Genomic DNA, 20,653 nt, shown 5'->3' with positions numbered 1-20,653 from the left:
CGCTTTCTTATTCTTGGTTCAGAACGAGGCGCATGGCGCAACGTCGGCTTGCTGGCATTCCGTGTTCGACCTCTCGGCGCAGCACCTGGCGAACCCGCTCTCCCGCTAGCGCATCGTCCAGCATCAGAAACCCCAGCTTCTGGTAGAACGGAGCGTTCCAGATCACATCCCGGAACGTCGTCAGGGTGAGCGCGGCAAGGCGGCGCTCCCTCGCATGCTCTATTGCCTTTTCGAGCAAGGCGCGTCCGATACCGGAGCGCTGGCGATCAAGGCGCACGGCAAGTTCCCAGATGTGTAATGTGTCGTCGTGGAGCTCCGCGCTCAGGAACGCGACGGGCTGGTCGTCATGCTCCACTGCGACCCAGCATGTGCCCTTGGCGATCAACTCGCGGTGGCGCTCAACGGTCTGGTTGTCGTCATCGGCAATCCAGGCCAGCTCTGCAATCCCACGGTAGGCTTCACCTGCCGACTGCTCGATATCGGGCAGTGCTTCGGCGTCAGCTTCTTGCGCAATTCGAATGGTGGTCATGGAGTTGCAGTCTTGGCTTCCAGGGTTCTGCAGAGAATGACGTTGGAGTGTCCCTCGGGCCAATCTGCAAACTCAGCTACGCGCACGAAACCGGCTTTTTCATACATCCCTGGCGCCTGGAAATCATGGCTCTGCACCCAAATCCGCCGAACGCCTCGCATTGCAGCTTCGGCAGCGAAAGCGTTCAACAGCTCTCGCGCATAGCCGCGTCCCCGATACGCCTCATCGATCCACATCTGTTTGAGTTCGGAAGTGCCTGCCCAGGAATATCCTGTCGCAACACCGACGATGCGTCCAACCTCGTCGCGGATCACAAAGCCAAGGCCCTGGGCGTCATCACGCCCTACCGCATCCCGGTTGTAGGCGTAGATCCTGTCCTCGATGGCGTCGATTTCAATCGCCGAAAGGTCGTGCTGGGGTTGGGCAAGGTTGGTCATCTCGGTCGCTCGATTTCCTTGGGTCGAGGCAAGACCGTCTCAAGCGATAAACGGCCAGGACCGCCGACTGCGAGCGTTGCAAGACCGGCCAGGTAGAGCAGGATGATTTCGTAGCCGACGGGGCCGAATCGGACCCCTGCTGACGTCACTTCGGCAAACTTCACCGAGAAAAATCCATATTGGGAATGGACTGTGAACAATGCGGTCAAAAGCACGATCGCCATCGGCACACTGACGAGCGGAATGAATGCGCCCACCAGCACGGCACCGCCGCCGACAAGTTCAACCAGCGTCGTCAGCCATGCCAGCAATTGCGGCACGGGAACTCCCAGCGTCTGAAGCACGACGCCAAAGCTTTCCGGTCCCCTGCTGAGTTTGGCGTAACCATGGGCCAGAAAGCCAAAACCTACGATCAACCTTATCGGCAATGGCGCCCATCCGGCAGCAGCGCTGGATGCGGAGAGTGTGGTTCTCGAGACCAGTCTGCGGAATTGCATTGCCGGCATACCCTCTTCTATGTGCGGTGTGCCTGAAGTTGAGCACCACCTGAAAAAGCCCGACATGACGGACCGAGCGACAGTCTTTTATTCGTCCATGGTGACTGCCTGTTACGGGATCACAGCAACGTTACCGCCATTTGGGGATGGCTCGGCGAGAGCAGAACCGAAATCGCCCGGCCAACCTCACGCGGTAGACCGGGCGTAGCGGTGGAAGCGCGGTTGATCAGGCGGCTTCGGCGGCGCGAACGACGGGAAAGTCGATATCGGTCTCGGCAACATTGTTGATGAGGTTGGTCAGGAAGTTCTCGGCCACGACGGCGACGATCTCGACGACTTGAGCCTCGGTGAAGCCAGCCAGTTTCACGGCGGCAATGTCGGCGTCCTTTACCTTGCCGCGGGTCTCCGCCACTCTGGCCGCGAAACGCACCGCCGCGTCAGCCTTCGCATCGCCCGACGCGCCCTTGCGGTTGAGCGCGATCTCCTCGGCACTGATCTTTGCCAGGTTGAGGCCGAGATAGCTATGAGCAGACAGGCAGTAATCGCAGCCGTTCACCTGGGCAACGGCCAATGCAATGCGCTCTCGGGTCTTTACGTCCAATGCTCTGGTCAGCGCACCGGACAAGCTGGTCATGCCCGCCAGAGCAGCCGGACTTGTCGAAACGAGACGGAAAAGATTGGGAACGACGCCAAGCTGCTTGTTCACGGCGTCGAGAATGGGTTGCGAGGCGACCGGGGCTGCTTCGCGGGTTGGGATGGCAATGCGGGACATTCATATCTCTCCTGTTCGATGATGTCGGTGCGACAGGAAGCTATCTATTATCTTCCAAATGGCGAGAGTATCGGATACCTATAAGATATAACCTCTCAATATCCGGAAGGTAATGCCTCGTGGATCGGCTCGAAGCCATGTCAATTTTGATCGCCGCCGTCGAAACCGGCAGTCTGTCGGCGGCGGGGCGCAAACTCGGAACACCCCTTCCAACCATCAGTCGCAAGGTTGCGGAATTGGAGGCCTATCTCCACACCCGCTTGCTCGTCCGATCGACACGCCGACTTATCCTGACCGATAGCGGAGCCGCCTATGTCGCCGCCTGCAAGCGAATCCTGGAGCAGGTGGGCGAGGCGGAGCGAACCGCATCCGGCGAATACAACGCGCCAAAGGGCGATCTGATCATTGCGGCACCCGTCGTATTCGGACGACTGCATGTGCTGCCGGCGATAAATGATTTCCTCTCGCATTTTCCCGACATCAACGTGCGGTTGGTGCTGTCAGACCGCAATGTGAATCTCATCGACGATCATGTCGATATGGCCGTTCGAATTGGCCCTTTGCCGGACAGCAGCATGGTGGCGACGCGGGTAGGATCCGTTCGCCGTGTTGTTTGCGGCAGTCCGGCCTACTTTGCTGGCCATGGGGTGCCGACGGCGCCGGCCGATCTTTCCGCGGTCTCTTGCGTCACCTTCGATATCCTGGCGTCCGCCACATCCTGGAGTTTTGCCGCGTCAGGCTCGAATGCTGAGCAGACCGTGGCCATCCGCTCGCGCCTTTCAGTGAATACCGCGGAAGCCGCGATCGACGCGGCCGTGGCAGGTGTAGGCGTCACCAGGGTGCTCTCCTATCAAGCTGCAAAAGCGATCGAACAAGGAAAGCTGGTGGCCGTTCTTGAAGAGTTCGAGCCGGAACCCATGCCGGTCAGCCTCCTCCATGCAGGTCAGGGCCTTTTGCCCCTCAAGATGCGATCCTTTCTTGATTTTGTGGCCCCGCGTTTGCGCAAAGCCCTTCTGCCGCCGAAGCATGACGGATGGCCAATCCGTCATTGATGCACAGGTAATCGCCCTGGGGTGAAAGCTCCGCGTTCGAACCGCGGATGTGGCTGATAAGTCCAGTGTGGCCTTGTTCGACACCATTCTAACACCTATTAAAAGGTTACAATTGCCATTGCTGAAATGATTGGAAAAGAGCCGAGGATGGGTGAGCAAGTGATCGGTGAGTTGCGGGACGGAATGCCCTTCGTTGGAGGCAGGCTCTGGATCGACTTCGTCAATTCGGCGACCGCAACAATGGGCGATTTCCTCGAAACGCCCGACGGGTGGCGCCGTTGGATTGCGGCCGCAGACTTGCCGCCAGCGTCAACAGGGGAAGTGCCGGACGTCCGACCAGCGCGTGACCTGCGCACAGCCCTGGCGACCCTGTTGGCGCATCTGATCCGGCAAACCAGACCGCCCCAGCAAGCCATCGACGCCGTCAACCGGCATCTGGGAGAGGTTGCGGTTCGCAAGCAACTCCAGATTCGCGACGGCGTGCTGGCCATTGCTGCCGCGACCACGGGTGGCAATGATGCACTGGCTGCTATCGCGCAGGATTTTGCCGACTTTGCCGCTGATTTCGAACCACATCGTCTGCGCCACTGCAGCGGGCCGGACTGCACGCTGGCTTTCTACGACACCGCCCGCAACGCGACCCGGCGCTGGTGTTCCATGGCCCTGTGTGGCAACCGCCACAAGGTTAAGACGCACCGCGCCAGGAAGCTCGTCTGCGACTAGAGCCTGTTCCATCCCGATGGAATCGGGATGCGGCTCTATCTCTTTGTTTGAGCATGATCTTTCCCGAAAACCGGATTCCACTTTTCGGGATCATGCTCTTCAGGCTGTGAACTGGCTCCGTCAGAGCCATCCGAGAAACAAACGGGCAATCGCGCACCGGTTGACCTGTCACAGTATCGTGACGCGTCCGCTACTGTAACCGTTAAAAATGCAGTTGACAGGTTTCGTCAAGTTCGACACCATTAAAACGTAGAATTAACGGTTACAAAGGTCGCAACATGTTCCAGACTTCCTCTCTCCCGGGTGGTTCCACCCTTTCCCGCTCCTGGCGCGGCTTGACCGGCGCGCTAATCGCTGCTGTGGCTTCAATTCCATCCGTCCTTGCGGCGCAAGCGGCCAACGTCGATACGCTTTCGAAGACGGTGAAGGTGGATGGGCTCGACATCTTCTATCGCGAGGCCGGGCCAAAGGACGCGCCAGTCGTCTTGCTGCTGCACGGCTTTCCCTCTTCCTCGCACATGTATCGCAACCTGATCCCCAGGCTCGCGACACACTACCGGGTCATCGCGCCGGACTATCCAGGTTTTGGCTACAGTTCAGCGCCAACACTTGACCATTTCGCCTATACGTTTGGTGCTGTGACCGACATTGTCGACCACTTTACTCAGGCGGTCGGAGCGAAGAATTATGTGCTCTTCATGCAGGACTATGGTGGCCCCGTCGGCTTTCGACTGGCGGTCAAGCATCCGGAGCGTCTGCGTGGCCTGATCATACAGAACGCAGTCGCAAACGTCGAAGGCTGGAACCCTGACGTGGTGAAGCAGCTTTCGCCTTTCTGGGTGAAGCGCAACGCAGAGACGGAAAAGCCAATCCGCGACATTCTCACGCCCGACGCCACGAAATTCGAATACACGCACGGCACCACGCGACCGGACAAACTATCGCCAGATGCTTGGACCGTCGATCAGGCGGGCCTCGACCGGCCGGGCAATGTCGACATCCAACTCCAGTATTTCCACGACTACCAGACTAACGTCGCTCTCTATCCTGAGTGGGGCAAGTTTCTGAAATCGGCACAGCCGCCACTGCTCATCGTCTGGGGCAGGAACGACCCATATTTCACGCTGAAGGGCGTGGACTATCTCAAGGGGCTGGTTCCGGGCGCAGAGGTGCATCTCTACGACGCCGGTCATTTCGCGCTCGAAACCTATGGTGACGAGATCGCTGCGACCTCGCTCGAGTTCCTATCGCGATTGCCGAAGATCAATTGATCGACTTGAGGCGGCGCTCCGATGAATTTGTCGGAGCGCCGTGCCCCATGTTCTCGACCAAAAAGCGGAGCCGCGGGCGTCCCGACCAGCCGGCCCCCAGGATGGCTTGACGCATAAGAGCGGGACGTGCTGTCCCAGGCCGCCAAAGCTGCCGTGCGGCCCTCTGTCCCGGTCAACTGCACGAGGCTTCATTCACATCGATTTCAAGACATAGGTGTCGTCGAAGTCGGCAAGCTTCGGATACACGATCGTCGGGGCACACAGAAGCTCGAGGACGCGTTCGCGGTAACGAACGAGGCACTGCAGGCGCTCGCTGTCGCTGATGCGAGCTGGTGCATGCACGAGGAATGGCTCGATCACGGTAAAGCCGACAAAGTAGAGCATCCCGTGGTTGATTGGGAACAGGATCTCGGCGATTGGGCCGTTTAGTCCGCGGTCGGAATAGATCGGCGGAGGCCCGCCGATTGTGACGGAACACATAGCGCGCTTTCCTGCCAAGACGCCGCGATCATACCATTTGCCGCCGCCATAGATGCGGCCACCCGACGCGAACACTCGGTCAACCCAGCCCTTGAGGATCGCCGGCAGCCCGAACCACCAGAGCGGAAACTGCAGGATCAAGGCGTCGCACCAGAAAAGCTTGTCCATCTCGGCCTGGATGTCTGGAGCGAATCCGTCGTGGGCAGCCGCATTCGCTTCTTCAGACTGCTGGCGGTAGTAGTTCGCGTCTCGAATGGTCGTGAAGTTGCGCCGATCTGATACCGGATTGAAGCTCATGGCATAGAGATCGGAGATAACGACCTCATGCCCCGCCGCAGACAGTGCATCCTGCGCCGCGCGGGTCAGGGCGCCGTTGAAGCTATTGGGCTCTGGGTGGGCATGAACGATGAAAATGCGCACCATGCTTCCCTTCTGGTCGAGATGTTCATTTTCCCGACGCTGAAAAGGTCCGCTCGGCGACATGGTCGAGCGATAAGACGCCGGCGCCCCGGGTAAGCACGAGCAGCAGCAGCGAGGCCCACAGCAGATGCTCGGCCCAGTTCTCCGGGAAAACGAAGATCTGGATTACCGATACGACACCGAGCAGCATCAGCGCGCCGAGGCGAGAGAAAAGGCCCAGGAAAAGCAGGACCGACCCCGTGATTTCGGCGGTCGTCGCCAGCGGCGCCGCGATCGACGGATCGATGAAGGGCAGATTGTATTCGTTGGCAAACAGCTGCAGCGTGACCGGCCAGGATGCCAGCTTCGTCTGGGCGGACTGCCAGAAGACATGCGATATCGCGATGCGGGCGGCGAGTTGGATCAACGAAAACGGAATGTGCTCGGGTAGCTTGATGACCCGCCTGTAGAGGCCGAAAAGGCCCGGGGCGGACGAGGAATATTCTGGTATAGCAGTCATGACTGTCTCCATCAGTTTGAGTGGGGATGCCTCGTGATCCGCACATCCGTAACGAGCCCGTCGCCGAACAGACGCACGAGCGCGGACACGAGATCGAACGCCGGATCGAGAGCGAGTGCACGGCTTGTGGCGTGTTCCAGGCCGAGGCCGTGCTTGAGTGAATGCCGGAACGCGAAATTCGCACGGTCGAGAAGAACCAGACGAACGCTGTCCCCGTCCCGCCATAACGCCACGCGTTGAGGGCGCCTTGTCCAGGCACTGTGCTGGTCGATCGCCGCCTCTTGCTGGTGCGCCGTCCAAACGGACAGGATCGACCAGTGCGAAACGATCAGCCGCAGAGATGGCTGCAGCAGGATATCGGGCGAAGGTCCGAGATTGGTGCTGTCATATTCGGCGAGGGTCCGCGGCGGCAGGCAAGCCGCGTCGAGCGCCTCGGCAATGGCCCATTCGAGACGTGCCGTTTCGGCCACGATCGGCATGTCGGAAAGCGTGTCGATTGTCTTCAGGAAGCGCGGGAAGCCGGCGCCATAGCGCGCCAGCCGCGACTCCACGGGCGGATGCCGTCGAATGAACTCGCTGGCCACGAAACGGAAGAACCGTTCATCGACGAGGCGAACCGTGACGGGAAACACCGCCATCAGCACCGCGGTGAGCGAACTGCGGGTGTTGTTTTGATAGATACGCAGGCGGGCCAAAGGATCGGCCTTGCCGGCGGTCAACATCTTTGCGGCGACCAATGGCTCGATGGCCAGCACCGAGCGCGCCATGGAGGTCTGCAGGTGTTCAAGCGGCAGCATGATATCCTCCCTCCATCGGCGGCGACACGAGCGGCATGGCCGGACCAGCCTTGGCGGCGGCAAATGCCGCAAGCACGGGCATGCCTCTCCTCTCTTCGCTTTCGAAGGAAACCAGTGTGGACTTTGGCCAGGGTTTGGCCGCCGCCGTTTGTCTCGCGGCCTGCTTGCGGTTGAACATGATCGAAGCGGACAGCATGTCGGCCCACATCGCTTCGCCGAGCAGCACATCGAGAACGGGAACATCGGTGTCCCATTCGATCAGGGTAGGGCGCGGTCCAAGCCGACTTATCGCATGCCGGTAGAGCGTCCAGACGACCGGCGGCACGCGTGAGCCATGGTCGTCGATGAGCACGATGTCGGCCCCGACCTGATTGGTGGCATGTCCGGCAAGATGGATTTCGCCAATAGAATCGGCCGGCAACGTGTCGATGAAGGCTTGTGCATCATATTGGAGGTTGTGCGCGGAGACCTGGACATTGTTGACATCCAACAACAAGCCACAGCCGGTCCGTTCGACGAGTTCGGCGAGGAATTCTGCCTCGTTCATCGAGGAGTCCGCAAAGGCGATATAGGCGGAGAGATTTTCGATCAACACCCGGCGCTTGAGCGTGTCCTGGACAGTTTCGACATTGCGCGCGACGATCGTCAGCGCTTCTTCGTCATAGCGCAGCGGCAGCAGATCGTTCAGGTAGGCGCCGTCAGCGACACTCCAGGCTAGATGCTCCGAAACCAGATCCGGCTGGAAGCGCTCGCAGACCTTGCGCAGCCTTTGGAGATGGCTCTGATCCACGCCTCTTGCACTGCCAAGGGACAGGCCAACGCCGTGAACCGACAGGGGATAGGTTTCGCGCAGCTTTTCCAGCGCATCGACGCCGGCGCCGTCCCCCATGTAGTTCTCGGCATGAACTTCGAGCCAACCTGCGGAAGGCCGCCGCGAGAGCATTTCTTTGATATGCGGCGAGCGAAGACCGATGCCCGCGGTAGCGGGAATCGCAAGGGACTGAAACGCACGGGTCATCGGTCTGCTCCATTCTGGAGGTTGGCTCGAAGTCAGGATTGCTCAGGCTTTCGGCTTGTCGCTGCCGCCGGCGATCTTCGCGCAGCTCCCTGCGGGCACGTAGAGCCACGAATCCGGCTGGTTGTCGGCGGTGGAGGTGCCGGCGCATGAATGCGTCGCGGTCTGGCAGTCGTTCTGGCCAGCCTTGACGACGCCGTAGCACTTCTCGAAGGCGAAGTTGGGCTGCGCGGCCGGGCCGCTATAGGCCGCTGTCGCGGCCAGCGACGTGGCGGCCGCGAGGGCCGATCCGATGAGGGTTCTGGTGTTGATCACGGGCGTGTCTCCTGTTTGGTTTCGAGGGAAAGACTGACCATGCGGCCTGTCTGCAAGCAGTGTCCGCGATCCGACGCCAGAGCTGAAATGCTGTCTCGGCATGGATTTGATACGTGGTCACTATGTTGAAGCCCCTCCCAAGCAAAAGCCCTCCGGCGGGGAACCGGAGGGCTTGGCGCCTGCTTTCGTGAGCGTGGCGAAGCAGGCGCGGCTAGGCGAGAGGAGGCGCCTAGAAGTATCTGTTTTTGCAGTCGGCGGAGGAGCGTTCGTCGAGGCAGAAATGACCAGCCAGAAGCCAGTCCTCTGCCCGTTGCCGCCCTCTGTCGCGCATGTCAGTCAGCTCACCCCAGTCGGTCCAGGGCCTTGTGAACAGCGAGGCGCCGGCCCGGTGCAGACTGTCGAAGATGGTGCGGATCGGCGTGCACCTGATCGCACGATGACTGGCGGGGAGGCGGCGATCGGCGCACGGTGTCATGAACAATGCGGGCTTGCCGGTGACGGCCAGCCGATGGGTAGCTTCAACCGGTCGGGCCGGAGGCAAAGCCGAAAGGTCGCCGTCGCCCCAATAAGTGTCGCCGTCGATCTCTACGGCCGGGAAGAGGAACGGGATTGTGGCCGCCGCCAGGATTGCGTCGATCGACAATTGATCGCCAGTGAAGATCTTGACAGCATCGGTGCGAGCATTCGAAGCGAGGATGCTAATTTTCACTGGGCAGTCCTTCTTGCGGATCTCCGCAATGTCTATCGACTTTTCCAGCATCGATCTCAGGAGACTGGCTGTATCGGCTGCGAACATCGATGCGTGACTGACACGTCGCCAGAAGTTGGTGAGCGCCGTGCGCGCGCCACGCCGACCACCCAGGGCCATGCCATAAGCCAGAACCGCCGCCTCCATCGCGCCGAACCCGGACGCTGTGACGTTGCCGAAGCAGAGGCCGGGCTCATCCAGCATACGGTCGAGCACGCCCCAAACGAAGGCGCCATGTGCGTCGCTTGCCAAGAGAATATCGACGGTTTGCCGGTCGTCCATCGCAGGTCTTGCGTCGGCAATGACGGGTCTGTCGGTTTCGATTCCGGTTTGGATATGCATCTTCTTGGTCTCCATCCCAAAACGCCAGCCAGGCGTTTCATGAAGAGACTGCCGCATCATCCGCTGTTGACGAAATGCCAAGGTGGCATGAACTCCATAGGCAGATTGCATTGGCCGCTATCACGTGTGCGTCGCAAGGTTTTGCCGTCCAGGTGAACCATCGTGGTTGGTCGCTCCGGCCAGCACCACGACTGTCGTCTGGGCAATCGTTCAACAGCCAAAGGAACGCACCATGAGAATACGAACCTTGTATCTGGGGGCGATTGCTCTCGGCTTTCTTGCAGGAGGCGCATCCGCCGACCCCCTCAGCAATCTGGCATCTTTCCCATCGTTCTACACAGATGCCGCGATGAAAACGATGAAGCCGATGGCCGAGTTCAAGAAGGCTTGGCGTGCCACGCCAAAGAAAGATCGGGCTGCAATGAGGAAGGCGTGCAACGACCCGGCGATGAGCAAGGCACATGCGCCGTTCTGCGCAAACGTGTTGGCGCTCGGTGGCGCCAACTAGCCGCAAGTCCAGGCCACCAGTGGCTGGATGCAGAACCGGCATAAACTCCATACGCAGATGGCATTGGCAACTCCCACACCGATTGCAGCAAAGTCCATCTCGGCAAGGAGGAACCGCACAGTTTTAAATTGCTGCCGATAATTAATGCAGTCGTCGATGGGACGATTGCTCAACTCCAGAGAAGGATCATACCATGAATATCAAAGCTATCTGCCTCGGCGCCTTTGCACTTTCCGTTCTCGGCGGCGTTGCGTTCGCCGGCGCGCTGGACGAGCCGTCCAACATGCAGCCCTTCTTCACAGACGCCAGCATGAAGACGATGAAGCCCAAGGCTGAATTCAAGGCCGCCTGGGACGCGATGGCGAAGGACAAGCAGGGCGCAATGATGAAGGAATGCCAGGATGCGGCGATGAGCAAGCCGCACGCCGAATTCTGCGCCAACCTGCAGGCGCTCGGCGGCGCCAACTAACCCGCCCCGCCGCGCCGGACAACACCGGCACAAACATGATGGCGAGCAGCTTGCTCGCCATCATGTTCTTGGCGACGTCCCAGTGCCACGCTGCACACGATGTCCCCAATGCGCGATCCTCGTGACCATGACGGACCGCTATCGACTTTATAGCCGCTGTGCATTGGCGCCGAGACAAGCATTGCTGCAGGCTCCGAAGCTACGAAAAGCCTCGGAATTTGGGACAAATCGGCATGGACATTCATCACATCCGCTACTTCCTTGCCGTGTGCGAGACGCGCAACTTCACGCGCGCTGGCGAAAAGTGCAATGTCACCCAACCGGCACTGTCGCGCGCCATCCAGCAACTCGAGGACGAGGTTGGCGGCCTGCTGTTTCGCCGCGAACGAAACCTGACACATCTGACCGACTTGGGCGTGCTGCTGCGACCGCGTTTCCAGCAGATACTCGACGAGCTGACCGGTGTGCGACAGGAAGCGTCGAGGTTCTTGTGCCTGGAAAACGCCAACCTCAAAGTTGGCGTCATGTGCACCATCGGTCCGCGCCGCTTTACGGGCCTGCTGGCCGACTTCAACCGACGTCAGCAAGGTATCCAGCTTCAACTGGTCGAGGGTGTGCCGGCGTCGCTCTCCCAACTGCTTGAATCAGGGGAAATCGACGTCGCCATCATGGCGTCGAGCAACAGCTTTCCAGACCGGTTCGACGTAACCCCGCTTTATCGCGAACGCTTTGTCCTGGCCTTTCCGAACGGCCATCGGCTGGCTCGCAACGACAACGTCGCCATCTCCGAGCTCGACGGTGAAAACTATCTCAGGCGGCTCAACTGTGAGTATCGCGATCACCTCGCCGGACTGTGCACCGACCGCGGCGTGAAGCTCAGGATCTCCTACGCCAGCGAACGGGAAGACTGGATCCAGAACATGGTTTCAGGCGGATTGGGAATCTGCTTCATCCCGGAATTCAGCGCCGTGATCCCGGGCTTGCAGGTCCGGCCCGTCATCGATCCCGAAGTCTGGCGGGAAGTGTCCCTGGTCGTTGTCGCGGGGCGTAGGTTCTCGCCAGCGGCATCGGCCTTCGTCAACAGCGTCAAGGCGCATGGCTGGCCGGAAAGCGCCATCCCTCAAGCGATCCGCAGGACCGCGGCCTGAAAGCAAAAATCGAAGAAAATCCGGTGTCGCGAGACATATAGTGTCACGCACCCTCGCACAGCTGCAGTGATCCACGATAGTTTTCAGGTATCGATTTGAGAGCCAGTCAGCATTTCTCTTTTCCTGCTGCTCCGATCACTCTCCTTCCCATGCCCCGCCTCCCGCGTTTGGGCACCGACAAAGGAGAAATACAAGATGGCTACCAAGAAACTCAACCTCGCGTTTGCAGTCGGGCTGCTGGCCGCAACTGCCGTATTTTCGGCTGCTCCGGCCTTCGCAGGCGACTGCCCTGCCGGTCAGGCGGCAACGACCGACATCCAGGAACATCCCGGCAAGCCGGTTGGCGTTGTCGACACGGTTCTCTCCGCGATCGATCTGAGCAGCAAGGGCGAAGCGTGGAAAGGCAACATGCTGCGTCTTCGCAAGCTCGTCGTTCAGCCCGGCGGTGTTGTGCCGTGGCATGAACACAACGTTCGCCCGGCCAATATCCTGATCGTCGAAGGATCGATCACCGAATATCGCAGCACCTGCAAGGTCGGCATCGAGCATCCGGCAGGCGACGTCACCGCCGAGTTCGGCCAGCTCGCCCATTGGTGGAAGAACAACGGCAAGGTGCCCGCGGTGCTCTATTCGGCCGACGTCCTGCCGCCGGCAATGCACGACGACCACATGATGTAACCCGCGCTTCGCGGTGAGCAGTCCAGCATCAGCAACTGAAAGTGCGTCCTCAGGCGATCGCCTGGGGACGTGTGACACGGAGCCCCGTCATGACGACCAGTGAGCAGACTGAACCGACGCGGCTCCGCATGGTTGCCGCAGACAGCTGGCGCTTCGGCCTGATTGCCCTGATCGCCTTTCTCACGCTTGTCGATCTGTTCGCCACCCAGGCCATCCTGCCTTCGCTGGTGATCAAATTCGGCGTCAGCCGCGCGACAATGGGCTTTGCCGTCAACGCCAGCACCTTCGGCATGGCGGTGGCGGGGATCGCGGTTGCGCTCTTTGGCAGAAACCTCGATCGCCGCAATGGCATCTGGATCAGCCTTGCGGTGCTGGCGATCCCGACGACGCTTTTATCGCAGACCGACAGTATCTTGGTCTTCGCCTTGCTGCGTGTTGCCCAAGGCTTGTGCATGTCGACGGCATTCACGCTGACGATGGCCTACCTCGCCGAGCATTTTTCCACGCGGCAGACGACGAGTGCGCTTGCGGCCTATGTGACAGGCAATGTCGCCAGCAACTTCTTCGGGCGGCTCATGTCGGCAGCCGTCGCCGATACGTTCGGCATCTCCACCAACTTCCTGACCTTCGCCGCCCTCAATCTGATTGGTGCTGCTCTTGTCTGGTTCACGCTGCAGAAGACATCCGCAATGATGCGCGCCGACGCGGTAGGCGAGTCTGCCCGCGCGGCCTGGAAGGGCCCGCTGGGTAACGCCGAGCTGCGCGCCTGTTTCGCGATAGGCTTCCTGATCCTTTTCGTCTTCATCGGCACTTTCACCTATGTGAACTTCCAGCTCGTCGCCACTCCGCTATCACTGTCGCCGATGGCGCTGGGGCTGGTGTATTTCGTGTTCTTGCCTTCCATGCTGACCACGCCGCTCGCTGGGCGCGTCGCTACGGGCCTCGGCCCAAGGATGGGCATTGGCGCAACGCTTGCGCTCGCGATCCTGGGTTTGCTTTTGCTGCTCACAACCCGTCTTCCCATTGTTCTCGGCGGGATGGCCCTGGTCGCCATTGGCACCTTCCTGGCGCAGGCGATAGCGACAGGACATGTCAGCCGAACTGCCTCGCGAGACCGCGCCGCCGCAAGCGGCATCTACCTTGCGTCCTATTATGCGGGCGGGCTCGCCGGCAGCTTTGTCATCGGACAGGTCTACGACCGGATCAGCTGGACCGCATGTGTGGCAGTGCTCGTCGCGATCCTCGCCGGCGCGATCGTGATCGCCCGTGTGCTGCAAACTCCAAAGGCATGAGACCAAACGACCGAGAATTTAACTATCCAACAAAGGAGACTGAGATGACCAACACCCTGAAAACATTGATCGCCAGCGGCGCCATATTGATGGCGATCGTCCTCCCAGCCGTCGCTTCGGACGGTGTCGTCACCGTGAAGAGCGACTATTCCGTCGCAGAAACCGTCGCCCGCATCAAGAAGGATGTTCTCAAGAAAGGCATCAAGTTCTTTGGCGTCATCGACCAGGCAAGGCTTGGCAAGGATGCAGGCAACGATGTCAGGCCGTCGCGGCTGGTGATGTTTGGCAATCCGGCACTGGGCACGACCTTCATCACGTCAAATCCGGAAGCCGGGCTTGATTGGCCGGTGCGTGTCCTCGTCTACCAGACCGCTGATGGTGCGGTTTTTGCCGCCTATAGCGATTTCGACTGGATCGCCAAGCGACATGGCATCACCGACCGCGAGGCGCAGTTCAAGATGGCGACCGAAGTCATCCAATCCGTCACCTCGACGATCAAAAAGAACTGAGCACGAATGACGTGTCGGAGATCCGCCGTCCAGGTATGCGACGTCGGTCACTCGTCGCGGCAAGCCTACTCGGCGGCGGACAAGGCCTTCGCAAGCTCGCCGAACCACCTTTTCTGCGTGGCTTCGCGCACCAGCGCACCAACCGCTGGCGAATGCCTGCGGCCGCGCACGGTGACGAGATTGACCTCGCGCCAGAACTCCGGGTCGGTGATCGGCAAGGCCACCACTCCCGGATGTTTGGCGGTATGCTCGGGCATGAAACCGAAGCCAAGTCCGGCGGCGATCATCGCGAGCGTCCAATCGTCCCGATCGCTCCAGTAAACAGGGCTGACGGTGACGCCCTGCTCGGAAAGAATGGCATCAGCATAGCCGGCAAATTCACAGTTGTTGCGGTGGATGTAGCTTTCATTGCTCATGTCCTTCACTCGCACACTGCGCTGGTTGGCGAGGCGATGTGTCAGATGGACGGCCATCACCATCTGCTCGCGAAAGAGCGGCAGGGAGTGGACTTCCTCGTCGGGCACGTTCGACGGTAATGCGTAGATGGCTGCCTCCAGATCACCCTCGAGCAGTCGCCGCCGCAAATTCGACGCGTCGGCGTCACAAAGATGAAGCTCCACACCCGGGTGATGGGCGCGGACGGACGAGATGAGCTCGATGATCTCGTCCGGAGCTATCGTGCTCATGATGCCGACCCTGAGCGGGGTCTTCTTCATATGCACATACTGCTCGGCTATCTGCTTTGCCTGGCGAGAGTTCTCGAAAACACCCTCGAGATAGGTCTCGACCATGCGGCCGAGTTCCGTGAGGTGGGTGAAGCGTCGCTCTCGATGAAAAAGCGCCCCGCCAAATTCATCCTCAAGCAGCTTGATGGCGCGTGAAAGCGCTGGCTGCGTGACGTTGCACTCCTCCGCCGCCCGGGTGAAGTTCAATTCCTTCGCGACGGCCAAGAAATATCTGACCTGGCTGATTTCCACTGCACGCTCCCCCAGCGGGCATGCATACGGCACAACCCGCGTTGCGGCGTGATCTTACTAGTTGCCCCAACGTCAAACAAGCCAAGGCGGCCGGTTTGAAGGCTTCGCCGGCCTCGAGCTAATGAATCTGACTGTCGGCTATCGAATCCATGTCTCAACGGCATTTCCGCTGCTTCGAGCCGCCCGCCATACTTGGTCCACAACACGAGACCTGGGCGCGCAAGCCTGTTGCTCACAGCCGTTTGTCGGCCAATTCGGCCCGCGGTCCCAACCGAAGGAAACGACGATGCTCAAAGGGAAGACAGCACTGATTACCGGCTCGACCAGCGGCATCGGCCAAGGCATCGCCGAAGCCTTCGCGGCCAAGGGCTGCAACATCGTTCTAAATGGTTTCGGCGATGCCGATGAGATCGAACAGCTGCGCGCGAAGCTTGCCGCCGACCATAAGGTGACCGTTCGCTACGACAATGCGGACATGAGCAAGGGCGATGCGATCACCGCGATGATGGACAAGGCAATAGCCGAGTTCGGCGCGGTCGACATCCTCGTCAACAATGCCGGCATTCAGCATGTCGCGCCGATCGACGACTTCCCGATTGAGAAATGGGAGGCGGTTGTGGCGATCGATCTGATGTCGTCGTTCTACACGATCCGGCGTGCCTTGCAGGCGATGAAAGCGCGCAAATGGGGTCGCATCATCAACGTCGCCTCAGCCCATGCCCTCGTCGCCTCGCCATACAAGTCCGCCTACGTCGCCGCCAAGCACGGGGTCGCCGGCTTGACCAAGACAGTCGCGCTGGAGGTTGCCGAGCAGGGCATCACCGTCAATGCGGTTTGTCCAGGATATGTGCTGACCCCGCTTGTCGAGAAGCAGATCCCGGACACGGCCAAGGCCCGTGGAATCACCGAACAGCAGGTGATCAAGGATGTGCTCCTGGCTGCCCAACCGACCAAGCAGTTTGTGACTGTTGGCCAGGTCGCGGCGCTCTGCCTGTTCCTGGCTTCAGACGATGCAGCATCGATCACCGGCGCCATCATGCCGATCGAAGGCGGCTGGACAGCCCATTGAATTCGGCAACGAGGAGCAAAAAAGGCCATGAACAAGATCACCCGAAATCACTCAACTTCGGATCCTATGCCAGAGATCGGCCATCAGGCTGATGGTTCGGTCCATCGCCAGACCGTATTGGTGCTGCAGGGTGGTGGCGCCCTTGGAGCCTACCAGGCGGGTGTCTACCAGGCGGTCGTCGAAGGTGGGATTGAACCGGATTGGGTCATCGGCACGTCGATCGGCGCCATCAACGCCGCGCTGATCGCGGGAAACGAGCCGAAGGATCGGTTGCCGAGGCTTCAGGAATTCTGGGACAGCGTCAGCCGGAGCAGCCCACTCGACGAGTTTTTCCGGATGATGGTTCCAAGCAACATCTTTGCCAACATGGGCACGGTGATGCGTGGCATCCCAGGCTTCTTTGAGCCGAACCCAAGCGCCATGTTTGGGGTGAACCGCGAAGTGGGTGTCGAAAACGCCTCCTACTACACCACCGATCCTCTCAAGAGGACGCTGAATGAGCTGATCGACTTCGACTATCTCAACCGGCGCCATACGCGGCTGACAGTCGGGGCGGTCAACGTCAACACCAGCGAACTCAAATACTTCGACACCCGTGAGATGACGCTGTCAGCGGCGCATATCATGGCCTCGGGCGCCTTGCCGCCGGCGTTTCCGGCGGTCTGTATCGACGGCGAGCCCTATTGGGATGGGGGTATCTATTCGAACACGCCAATCGAGGTCGTGCTGGACGCGCGTCCTCGGCGCGACGCGCTGATCTTTGCCGTGAACATGTGGCAGCCCCGCGCCACCGAGCCGAAATCGATCTGGCAGGTCATGGGGCGGCAGAAGGACCTCCAATACGCCAGCCGGGGCCGGAGCCACGTGGCGCGGCAGGAGCAACTGCATCGTCTGCGCCACGTCGTGCGCGAAATGGGAAGGCTGGTTCCCGAGGAGCGGCGCGAGGATCCGATGTTCAAGGAACTTGCGTCCTATGGCTGTCCCTCGGTCATGCACCTCGTTCGACTGCTTTCACCACGCCTCGACGGCGAGGACCACACCAAGGACATCGACTTCACCCGCTCAGGCATCCGCACACGCTGGCAGGCGGGATACGAGCATGGGCAGCGCGTCCTCGCGGAGAAGCCCTGGGAATGCGACGTCGACATGCTGCAGGGCATCGTCATCCACGAATCGCAAGAGTGAATTGTTCGAGCGCGGCGAGGCCGAGCAAACAGACGGAAAATACAGATGCAGATCATCACTCCGGGAATGCGGCTGGTTCCAGAAGCCGTGCTCGCCAACAACGCCGCGCTTTTCCGCGCGATACCGGAAACTCCATCGCATGTGGACAGCTCGCTTCATCGCGTGGTCATTGTCGGTGGCGGCGCGGGCGGACTGGAATTGGCAACGCGCCTCGGCCGGAAGTTCGGCAAACGGCGACTTTCCGTCACGCTCGTCGACCGCAATCGCACCCACATCTGGAAGCCACTTCTGCACGAGGTGGCATCCGGCGCCCTGGGCGCGTCGAGCGATGCGGTGGAATACATCGCTCATGCCAGCCGCCACCACTATCGATATCGCATCGGTGAAGTTGTCGGTCTTGATCGCTCCAGGCGCCAGGTCTTTGTCGCGCCCAGCTTCGACGACGATGGAAGGCAGATCATACCGCCGCGTGTGCTGGGCTATGACACCCTGGTGCTGGCCGTAGGCAGCGTCAGCAACGACTTCGGCACGCCAGGGGCGGCTCGCCACGCAATCGCGCTCGATACGGCCGAACAGGCCGCCCGGTTCAACAAGCGCATGATAGACGCGTGCTTGCGCGCCAATGCGCAATACGAGCAACTGTCGCCGGGTCAGCTCCATTGCGTCATCGTTGGCGCAGGCGCCACCGGCGTCGAACTTGCTGCGGAATTGCATAAGTCGATGCGGGAGATCGCATCGCACAACCTCGACAACATCGATTTTGAAAGGCTGATCCGCATCACCCTCATCGAGGCAGGGCCGCGCATCTTGCCGGCTTTGCCGGAACACCTGGCACGCGCTTCGGCACGTCTGCTTGTTGATCTGGGCGTCCAGATACGGTGCGGGATCAGGGTCACCGAAGTGACCGAGGAAGGCATCAGGCTTGGTGAGAAATTGTTTGTGCCAGCCGAGCTCGTCGTCTGGTCCGCCGGGATCAAGGCCCCGGATTTCCTGAAAAAGCTTGATGGCCTCGAAACGGACCGCATCAACCGTCTGGTCGTGGATGAGACACTGCAAGCCAGAGGGGACGAAAACGTGTTTGCGATCGGCGACTGCGCAAGCTGTGTTCTGCCCGGCTATGACAGCCCATTGCCACCGCGCGCTCAGACGGCCCACCAGCAGGCTGATCACCTCGTCAAGGTGGTAGCAGCGCGTCTCGGGGGACGGGCCGCACCGGCTTTCCGTTACCGCGACTACGGATCCCTTGTTTCACTCGCCGATTACGGCTCGTTTGGCAGCCTGATCGGCGGTCTGAAGATCGAAGGTCTGCTCGCCCGGCTGATGTATCGCTCTCTCTACAAGTTGCATCTCAAGGCGGTGCACGGCCTCGTGAAAACCGCCCTGGACTCGATTGGCGAGATGGTCGCGAGGCGCACCAGGCCTCGGATCAAGCTTCATTGAACATAGACAGGCGGCGCGATGAAAAAGTATGATGTCGTAATCCTCGGCGGCGGCAATGCCGGGATGGGCGTGACGGTTGCTACTCGTGCTGCGGGGCTGTCGGTGGCCATGATCGAGGCACGCGACCTCGGGGGCACTTGCCCCAATCGTGGATGCACACCGAAGAAGGTGCTCGTAGCGGCGGCCCATGCGCTCCACGAGATCGAACGGGCTGATCGGCACGGGATCACGATCGGCAAGCCGAGGCTCGACTGGCGAGCCCTGATCGAGCGCGAAAAAGACATTATCGATGACATTCCGTCCCGGCTGTCCGGATTGATGGCCAAGCGCGGTGTCGATGTCATCGTTGGGGAGGCCGCTTTCATCGGCAGCAATGCCATCAGTGTCGACGGCCGCGAGCTCGAAGCCAGGAACATTGTCATCGCAACCGGTTCGAAGCCGCGTCCACTATCAATTCCTGGCGCCGAGCACCTGACGATTTCCGACGATGTCCTGAATGACCCGGTGCTTCCTCACGCCGTCGTCTTCGTCGGCGGCGGCGTCATTGCCTTCGAACTGGGCCACGTTTATGCGCGCGCCGGCGTAGACGTGACGATTCTCGAAGCATTGCCACATCTGCTGGGAGTATTCGACGCCGATGCCGTGGCCCAGATCCGCAGCGAGAGCGAACGCATAGGCATTCGAGTCCGCACGCTTGCCTGGATCAAGAAGATCGAGAAGGCCGAAGGACGATTGCGCGTCACCTTTGCGGCGGATGGCGTCGAGCACGCATTGGACGCGGACAGGGTTGTGAATTGCGCCGGGCGTGTGGCCAATGTCGAGGGGCTTGATCTTGGTGCCGGCGTTGTCGTGCATCGCGAAGGCCGTATCGAGATCGACGATCATCTACGGTCGCGGTCGAACCCGGACGTCTATGTCTGCGGCGACGCGGTATGGAATTCTCCGCAGCTCTCACCTGTCGCGACTTACGAGGGCGGCATCGTTGGCCGCAATATCGTCGATGGACCGCGACACCGACCGCACTATGGCCAGATACCGGCGGCTCTCTACACGGTCCCCGCCTTGGCCAGCGTCGGGCTGACCGAGGCCAAGGCGAAAGAGCAAGGCGTTGGCGTAAAGGTCCATGTGAACGATATGCTGGGCTGGCTGTCCGCCAGGACGTATGCCGAGACAGTGGCGTGGTCGAAGATCCTCGTCGAGGAAACCACAGACAGGATCGTTGGCGCCCACATGGTGGGCCACGCCGGCGAAGAGCTGATCCATCTGTTCACGCTTGCCATGAAACACGGCATCACGGCATCGCAGTTATCCGACATGGTCTACGGCTTCCCGACCTTCTCTTCGGATATCAGGAACATGATGTAACGAATTGAGGGGAGGCTGCGAACAGAATACGAACCCCGCACGCCTCGATGCATGTTGGGCATCGAAACGATGCAAGGAAAGCATAACCCTAGCAGAGGGGCTGCAATGGTAGGGTG

Annotated in this window: 24 protein-coding genes; 13 read left to right on the top strand and 11 right to left on the bottom strand. The window is 60.3% G+C overall.

Annotation, left to right across the window (positions count from 1 at the left end):
• Nucleotides 1-7 precede the first annotated feature (7 nt).
• The 4 genes from NR193_RS31370 to NR193_RS31355 all read right to left on the bottom strand — a co-directional run bounded on the left by NR193_RS31370 (nt 8) and on the right by NR193_RS31355 (nt 2,235).
• Nucleotides 8-529, bottom strand: coding sequence for a GNAT family N-acetyltransferase (locus NR193_RS31370; RefSeq protein WP_256754541.1), 522 nt, complete (start codon nt 527-529; stop codon nt 8-10).
• Nucleotides 526-966, bottom strand: coding sequence for a GNAT family N-acetyltransferase (locus tag NR193_RS31365; protein ID WP_256754540.1), 441 nt, complete (start codon nt 964-966; stop codon nt 526-528). The genes NR193_RS31370 and NR193_RS31365 overlap by 4 nt, the downstream gene beginning before the upstream one ends.
• On the bottom strand, nt 963-1,463 hold the full coding sequence (locus tag NR193_RS31360) for a DoxX family protein (RefSeq protein WP_256754539.1): 501 nt from the start codon (nt 1,461-1,463) through the stop codon (nt 963-965). The genes NR193_RS31365 and NR193_RS31360 overlap by 4 nt, the downstream gene beginning before the upstream one ends.
• Before the next feature lie 226 nt (nt 1,464-1,689).
• Complete coding sequence (locus tag NR193_RS31355; RefSeq protein WP_256754538.1) at nt 1,690-2,235, bottom strand: carboxymuconolactone decarboxylase family protein; 546 nt, start codon at nt 2,233-2,235, stop codon at nt 1,690-1,692.
• 119 nt (nt 2,236-2,354) lie between these two features.
• Here NR193_RS31355 and NR193_RS31350 point away from each other — a divergent pair, with 119 nt between their 5' ends.
• The 3 genes from NR193_RS31350 (at nt 2,355) to NR193_RS31340 (ending at nt 5,281) form a co-directional block, all read left to right on the top strand.
• Nucleotides 2,355-3,287: a LysR family transcriptional regulator gene (locus NR193_RS31350; RefSeq protein WP_256754537.1), complete on the top strand. Its 933-nt coding sequence runs from the start codon at nt 2,355-2,357 to the stop codon at nt 3,285-3,287.
• 147 nt (nt 3,288-3,434) lie between these two features.
• The gene (locus NR193_RS31345) at nt 3,435-4,010 is read left to right on the top strand and encodes a CGNR zinc finger domain-containing protein (protein WP_256754536.1); all 576 of its coding nucleotides are present in this window, start codon (nt 3,435-3,437) and stop codon (nt 4,008-4,010) included.
• 359 nt (nt 4,011-4,369) lie between these two features.
• Entirely contained in the window at nt 4,370-5,281 is a 912-nt protein-coding gene (locus NR193_RS31340; RefSeq protein ID WP_256754535.1) for an alpha/beta hydrolase, read from the top strand.
• A gap of 192 nt (nt 5,282-5,473) precedes the next feature.
• Here the strand turns inward: NR193_RS31340 and NR193_RS31335 are convergent, their stop codons facing one another.
• From NR193_RS31335 to NR193_RS31310, 6 genes are all read right to left on the bottom strand, one after another.
• Nucleotides 5,474-6,184 carry an NAD(P)H-dependent oxidoreductase gene (locus tag NR193_RS31335; RefSeq protein ID WP_256754534.1) on the bottom strand — a complete coding sequence of 237 codons (711 nt, stop codon included), beginning with the start codon at nt 6,182-6,184 and terminating at the stop codon, nt 5,474-5,476.
• A 22-nt stretch (nt 6,185-6,206) separates the two neighbouring features.
• Nucleotides 6,207-6,680, bottom strand: a complete 474-nt coding sequence (locus tag NR193_RS31330; protein WP_256754533.1) for a DoxX family protein — start codon at nt 6,678-6,680, stop codon at nt 6,207-6,209.
• A gap of 11 nt (nt 6,681-6,691) precedes the next feature.
• Nucleotides 6,692-7,477 (bottom strand): DNA-binding domain-containing protein, encoded by a 786-nt coding sequence (locus NR193_RS31325; RefSeq protein WP_256754532.1) that lies wholly within the window; start codon nt 7,475-7,477, stop codon nt 6,692-6,694.
• The gene (locus tag NR193_RS31320) at nt 7,464-8,495 is read right to left on the bottom strand and encodes a DUF692 domain-containing protein (protein WP_256754531.1); all 1,032 of its coding nucleotides are present in this window, start codon (nt 8,493-8,495) and stop codon (nt 7,464-7,466) included. Before NR193_RS31320 ends, NR193_RS31325 begins: the two co-directional genes overlap by 14 nt.
• A 42-nt stretch (nt 8,496-8,537) precedes the next feature.
• Entirely contained in the window at nt 8,538-8,807 is a 270-nt protein-coding gene (locus NR193_RS31315) for a DUF2282 domain-containing protein (RefSeq protein ID WP_091579966.1), read from the bottom strand.
• 229 nt (nt 8,808-9,036) lie between these two features.
• Nucleotides 9,037-10,008, bottom strand: coding sequence for a patatin-like phospholipase family protein (locus NR193_RS31310; RefSeq protein ID WP_256754530.1), 972 nt, complete (start codon nt 10,006-10,008; stop codon nt 9,037-9,039).
• A 121-nt stretch (nt 10,009-10,129) separates the two neighbouring features.
• Here NR193_RS31310 and NR193_RS31305 point away from each other — a divergent pair, with 121 nt between their 5' ends.
• The 6 genes from NR193_RS31305 (at nt 10,130) to NR193_RS31280 (ending at nt 14,501) form a co-directional block, all read left to right on the top strand.
• Nucleotides 10,130-10,405, top strand: coding sequence for a hypothetical protein (locus tag NR193_RS31305; RefSeq protein ID WP_256754529.1), 276 nt, complete (start codon nt 10,130-10,132; stop codon nt 10,403-10,405).
• 193 nt (nt 10,406-10,598) lie between these two features.
• Entirely contained in the window at nt 10,599-10,874 is a 276-nt protein-coding gene (locus NR193_RS31300) for a hypothetical protein (RefSeq protein ID WP_091579974.1), read from the top strand.
• 233 nt (nt 10,875-11,107) lie between these two features.
• Nucleotides 11,108-12,022: a LysR family transcriptional regulator gene (locus NR193_RS31295; protein ID WP_256754528.1), complete on the top strand. Its 915-nt coding sequence runs from the start codon at nt 11,108-11,110 to the stop codon at nt 12,020-12,022.
• Nucleotides 12,023-12,217: 195 nt separating this feature from the next.
• On the top strand, nt 12,218-12,700 hold the full coding sequence (locus tag NR193_RS31290; protein ID WP_256754527.1) for a cupin: 483 nt from the start codon (nt 12,218-12,220) through the stop codon (nt 12,698-12,700).
• An 89-nt stretch (nt 12,701-12,789) separates the two neighbouring features.
• Complete coding sequence (locus NR193_RS31285) at nt 12,790-13,992, top strand: MFS transporter (RefSeq protein WP_256754526.1); 1,203 nt, start codon at nt 12,790-12,792, stop codon at nt 13,990-13,992.
• Between the two features lie 44 nt (nt 13,993-14,036).
• Nucleotides 14,037-14,501 (top strand): DUF302 domain-containing protein, encoded by a 465-nt coding sequence (locus NR193_RS31280; protein ID WP_256754525.1) that lies wholly within the window; start codon nt 14,037-14,039, stop codon nt 14,499-14,501.
• Nucleotides 14,502-14,566: 65 nt separating this feature from the next.
• On the opposite strand, the gene NR193_RS31275 is transcribed toward NR193_RS31280, so the two are convergent.
• Nucleotides 14,567-15,478: a LysR family transcriptional regulator gene (locus NR193_RS31275; RefSeq protein WP_256754524.1), complete on the bottom strand. Its 912-nt coding sequence runs from the start codon at nt 15,476-15,478 to the stop codon at nt 14,567-14,569.
• A 286-nt stretch (nt 15,479-15,764) separates the two neighbouring features.
• Here NR193_RS31275 and NR193_RS31270 point away from each other — a divergent pair, with 286 nt between their 5' ends.
• From NR193_RS31270 to NR193_RS31255, 4 genes are read left to right on the top strand one after another with little or no spacing between them, the layout of a single operon-like run.
• Complete coding sequence (locus NR193_RS31270) at nt 15,765-16,547, top strand: 3-hydroxybutyrate dehydrogenase (protein ID WP_256754523.1); 783 nt, start codon at nt 15,765-15,767, stop codon at nt 16,545-16,547.
• 27 nt (nt 16,548-16,574) lie between these two features.
• Nucleotides 16,575-17,732, top strand: coding sequence for a patatin-like phospholipase family protein (locus NR193_RS31265; RefSeq protein ID WP_256754522.1), 1,158 nt, complete (start codon nt 16,575-16,577; stop codon nt 17,730-17,732).
• 45 nt (nt 17,733-17,777) lie between these two features.
• Nucleotides 17,778-19,172 carry an NAD(P)/FAD-dependent oxidoreductase gene (locus tag NR193_RS31260; protein ID WP_256754521.1) on the top strand — a complete coding sequence of 465 codons (1,395 nt, stop codon included), beginning with the start codon at nt 17,778-17,780 and terminating at the stop codon, nt 19,170-19,172.
• An 18-nt stretch (nt 19,173-19,190) separates the two neighbouring features.
• A complete protein-coding gene (locus NR193_RS31255; protein ID WP_256754520.1) occupies nt 19,191-20,537 on the top strand; it encodes an NAD(P)/FAD-dependent oxidoreductase in 1,347 nt (448 codons plus the stop codon).
• The last annotated feature ends 116 nt before the right edge of the window (nt 20,538-20,653 follow it).

The organism is Mesorhizobium sp. Mes31 (genome assembly GCF_024519675.1).
Classification (GTDB): domain Bacteria; phylum Pseudomonadota; class Alphaproteobacteria; order Rhizobiales; family Rhizobiaceae; genus Mesorhizobium.
The sequence above is the reverse complement of the archived record's forward strand: the minus strand, read 5'-3'. Positions and strand labels throughout refer to the sequence as shown.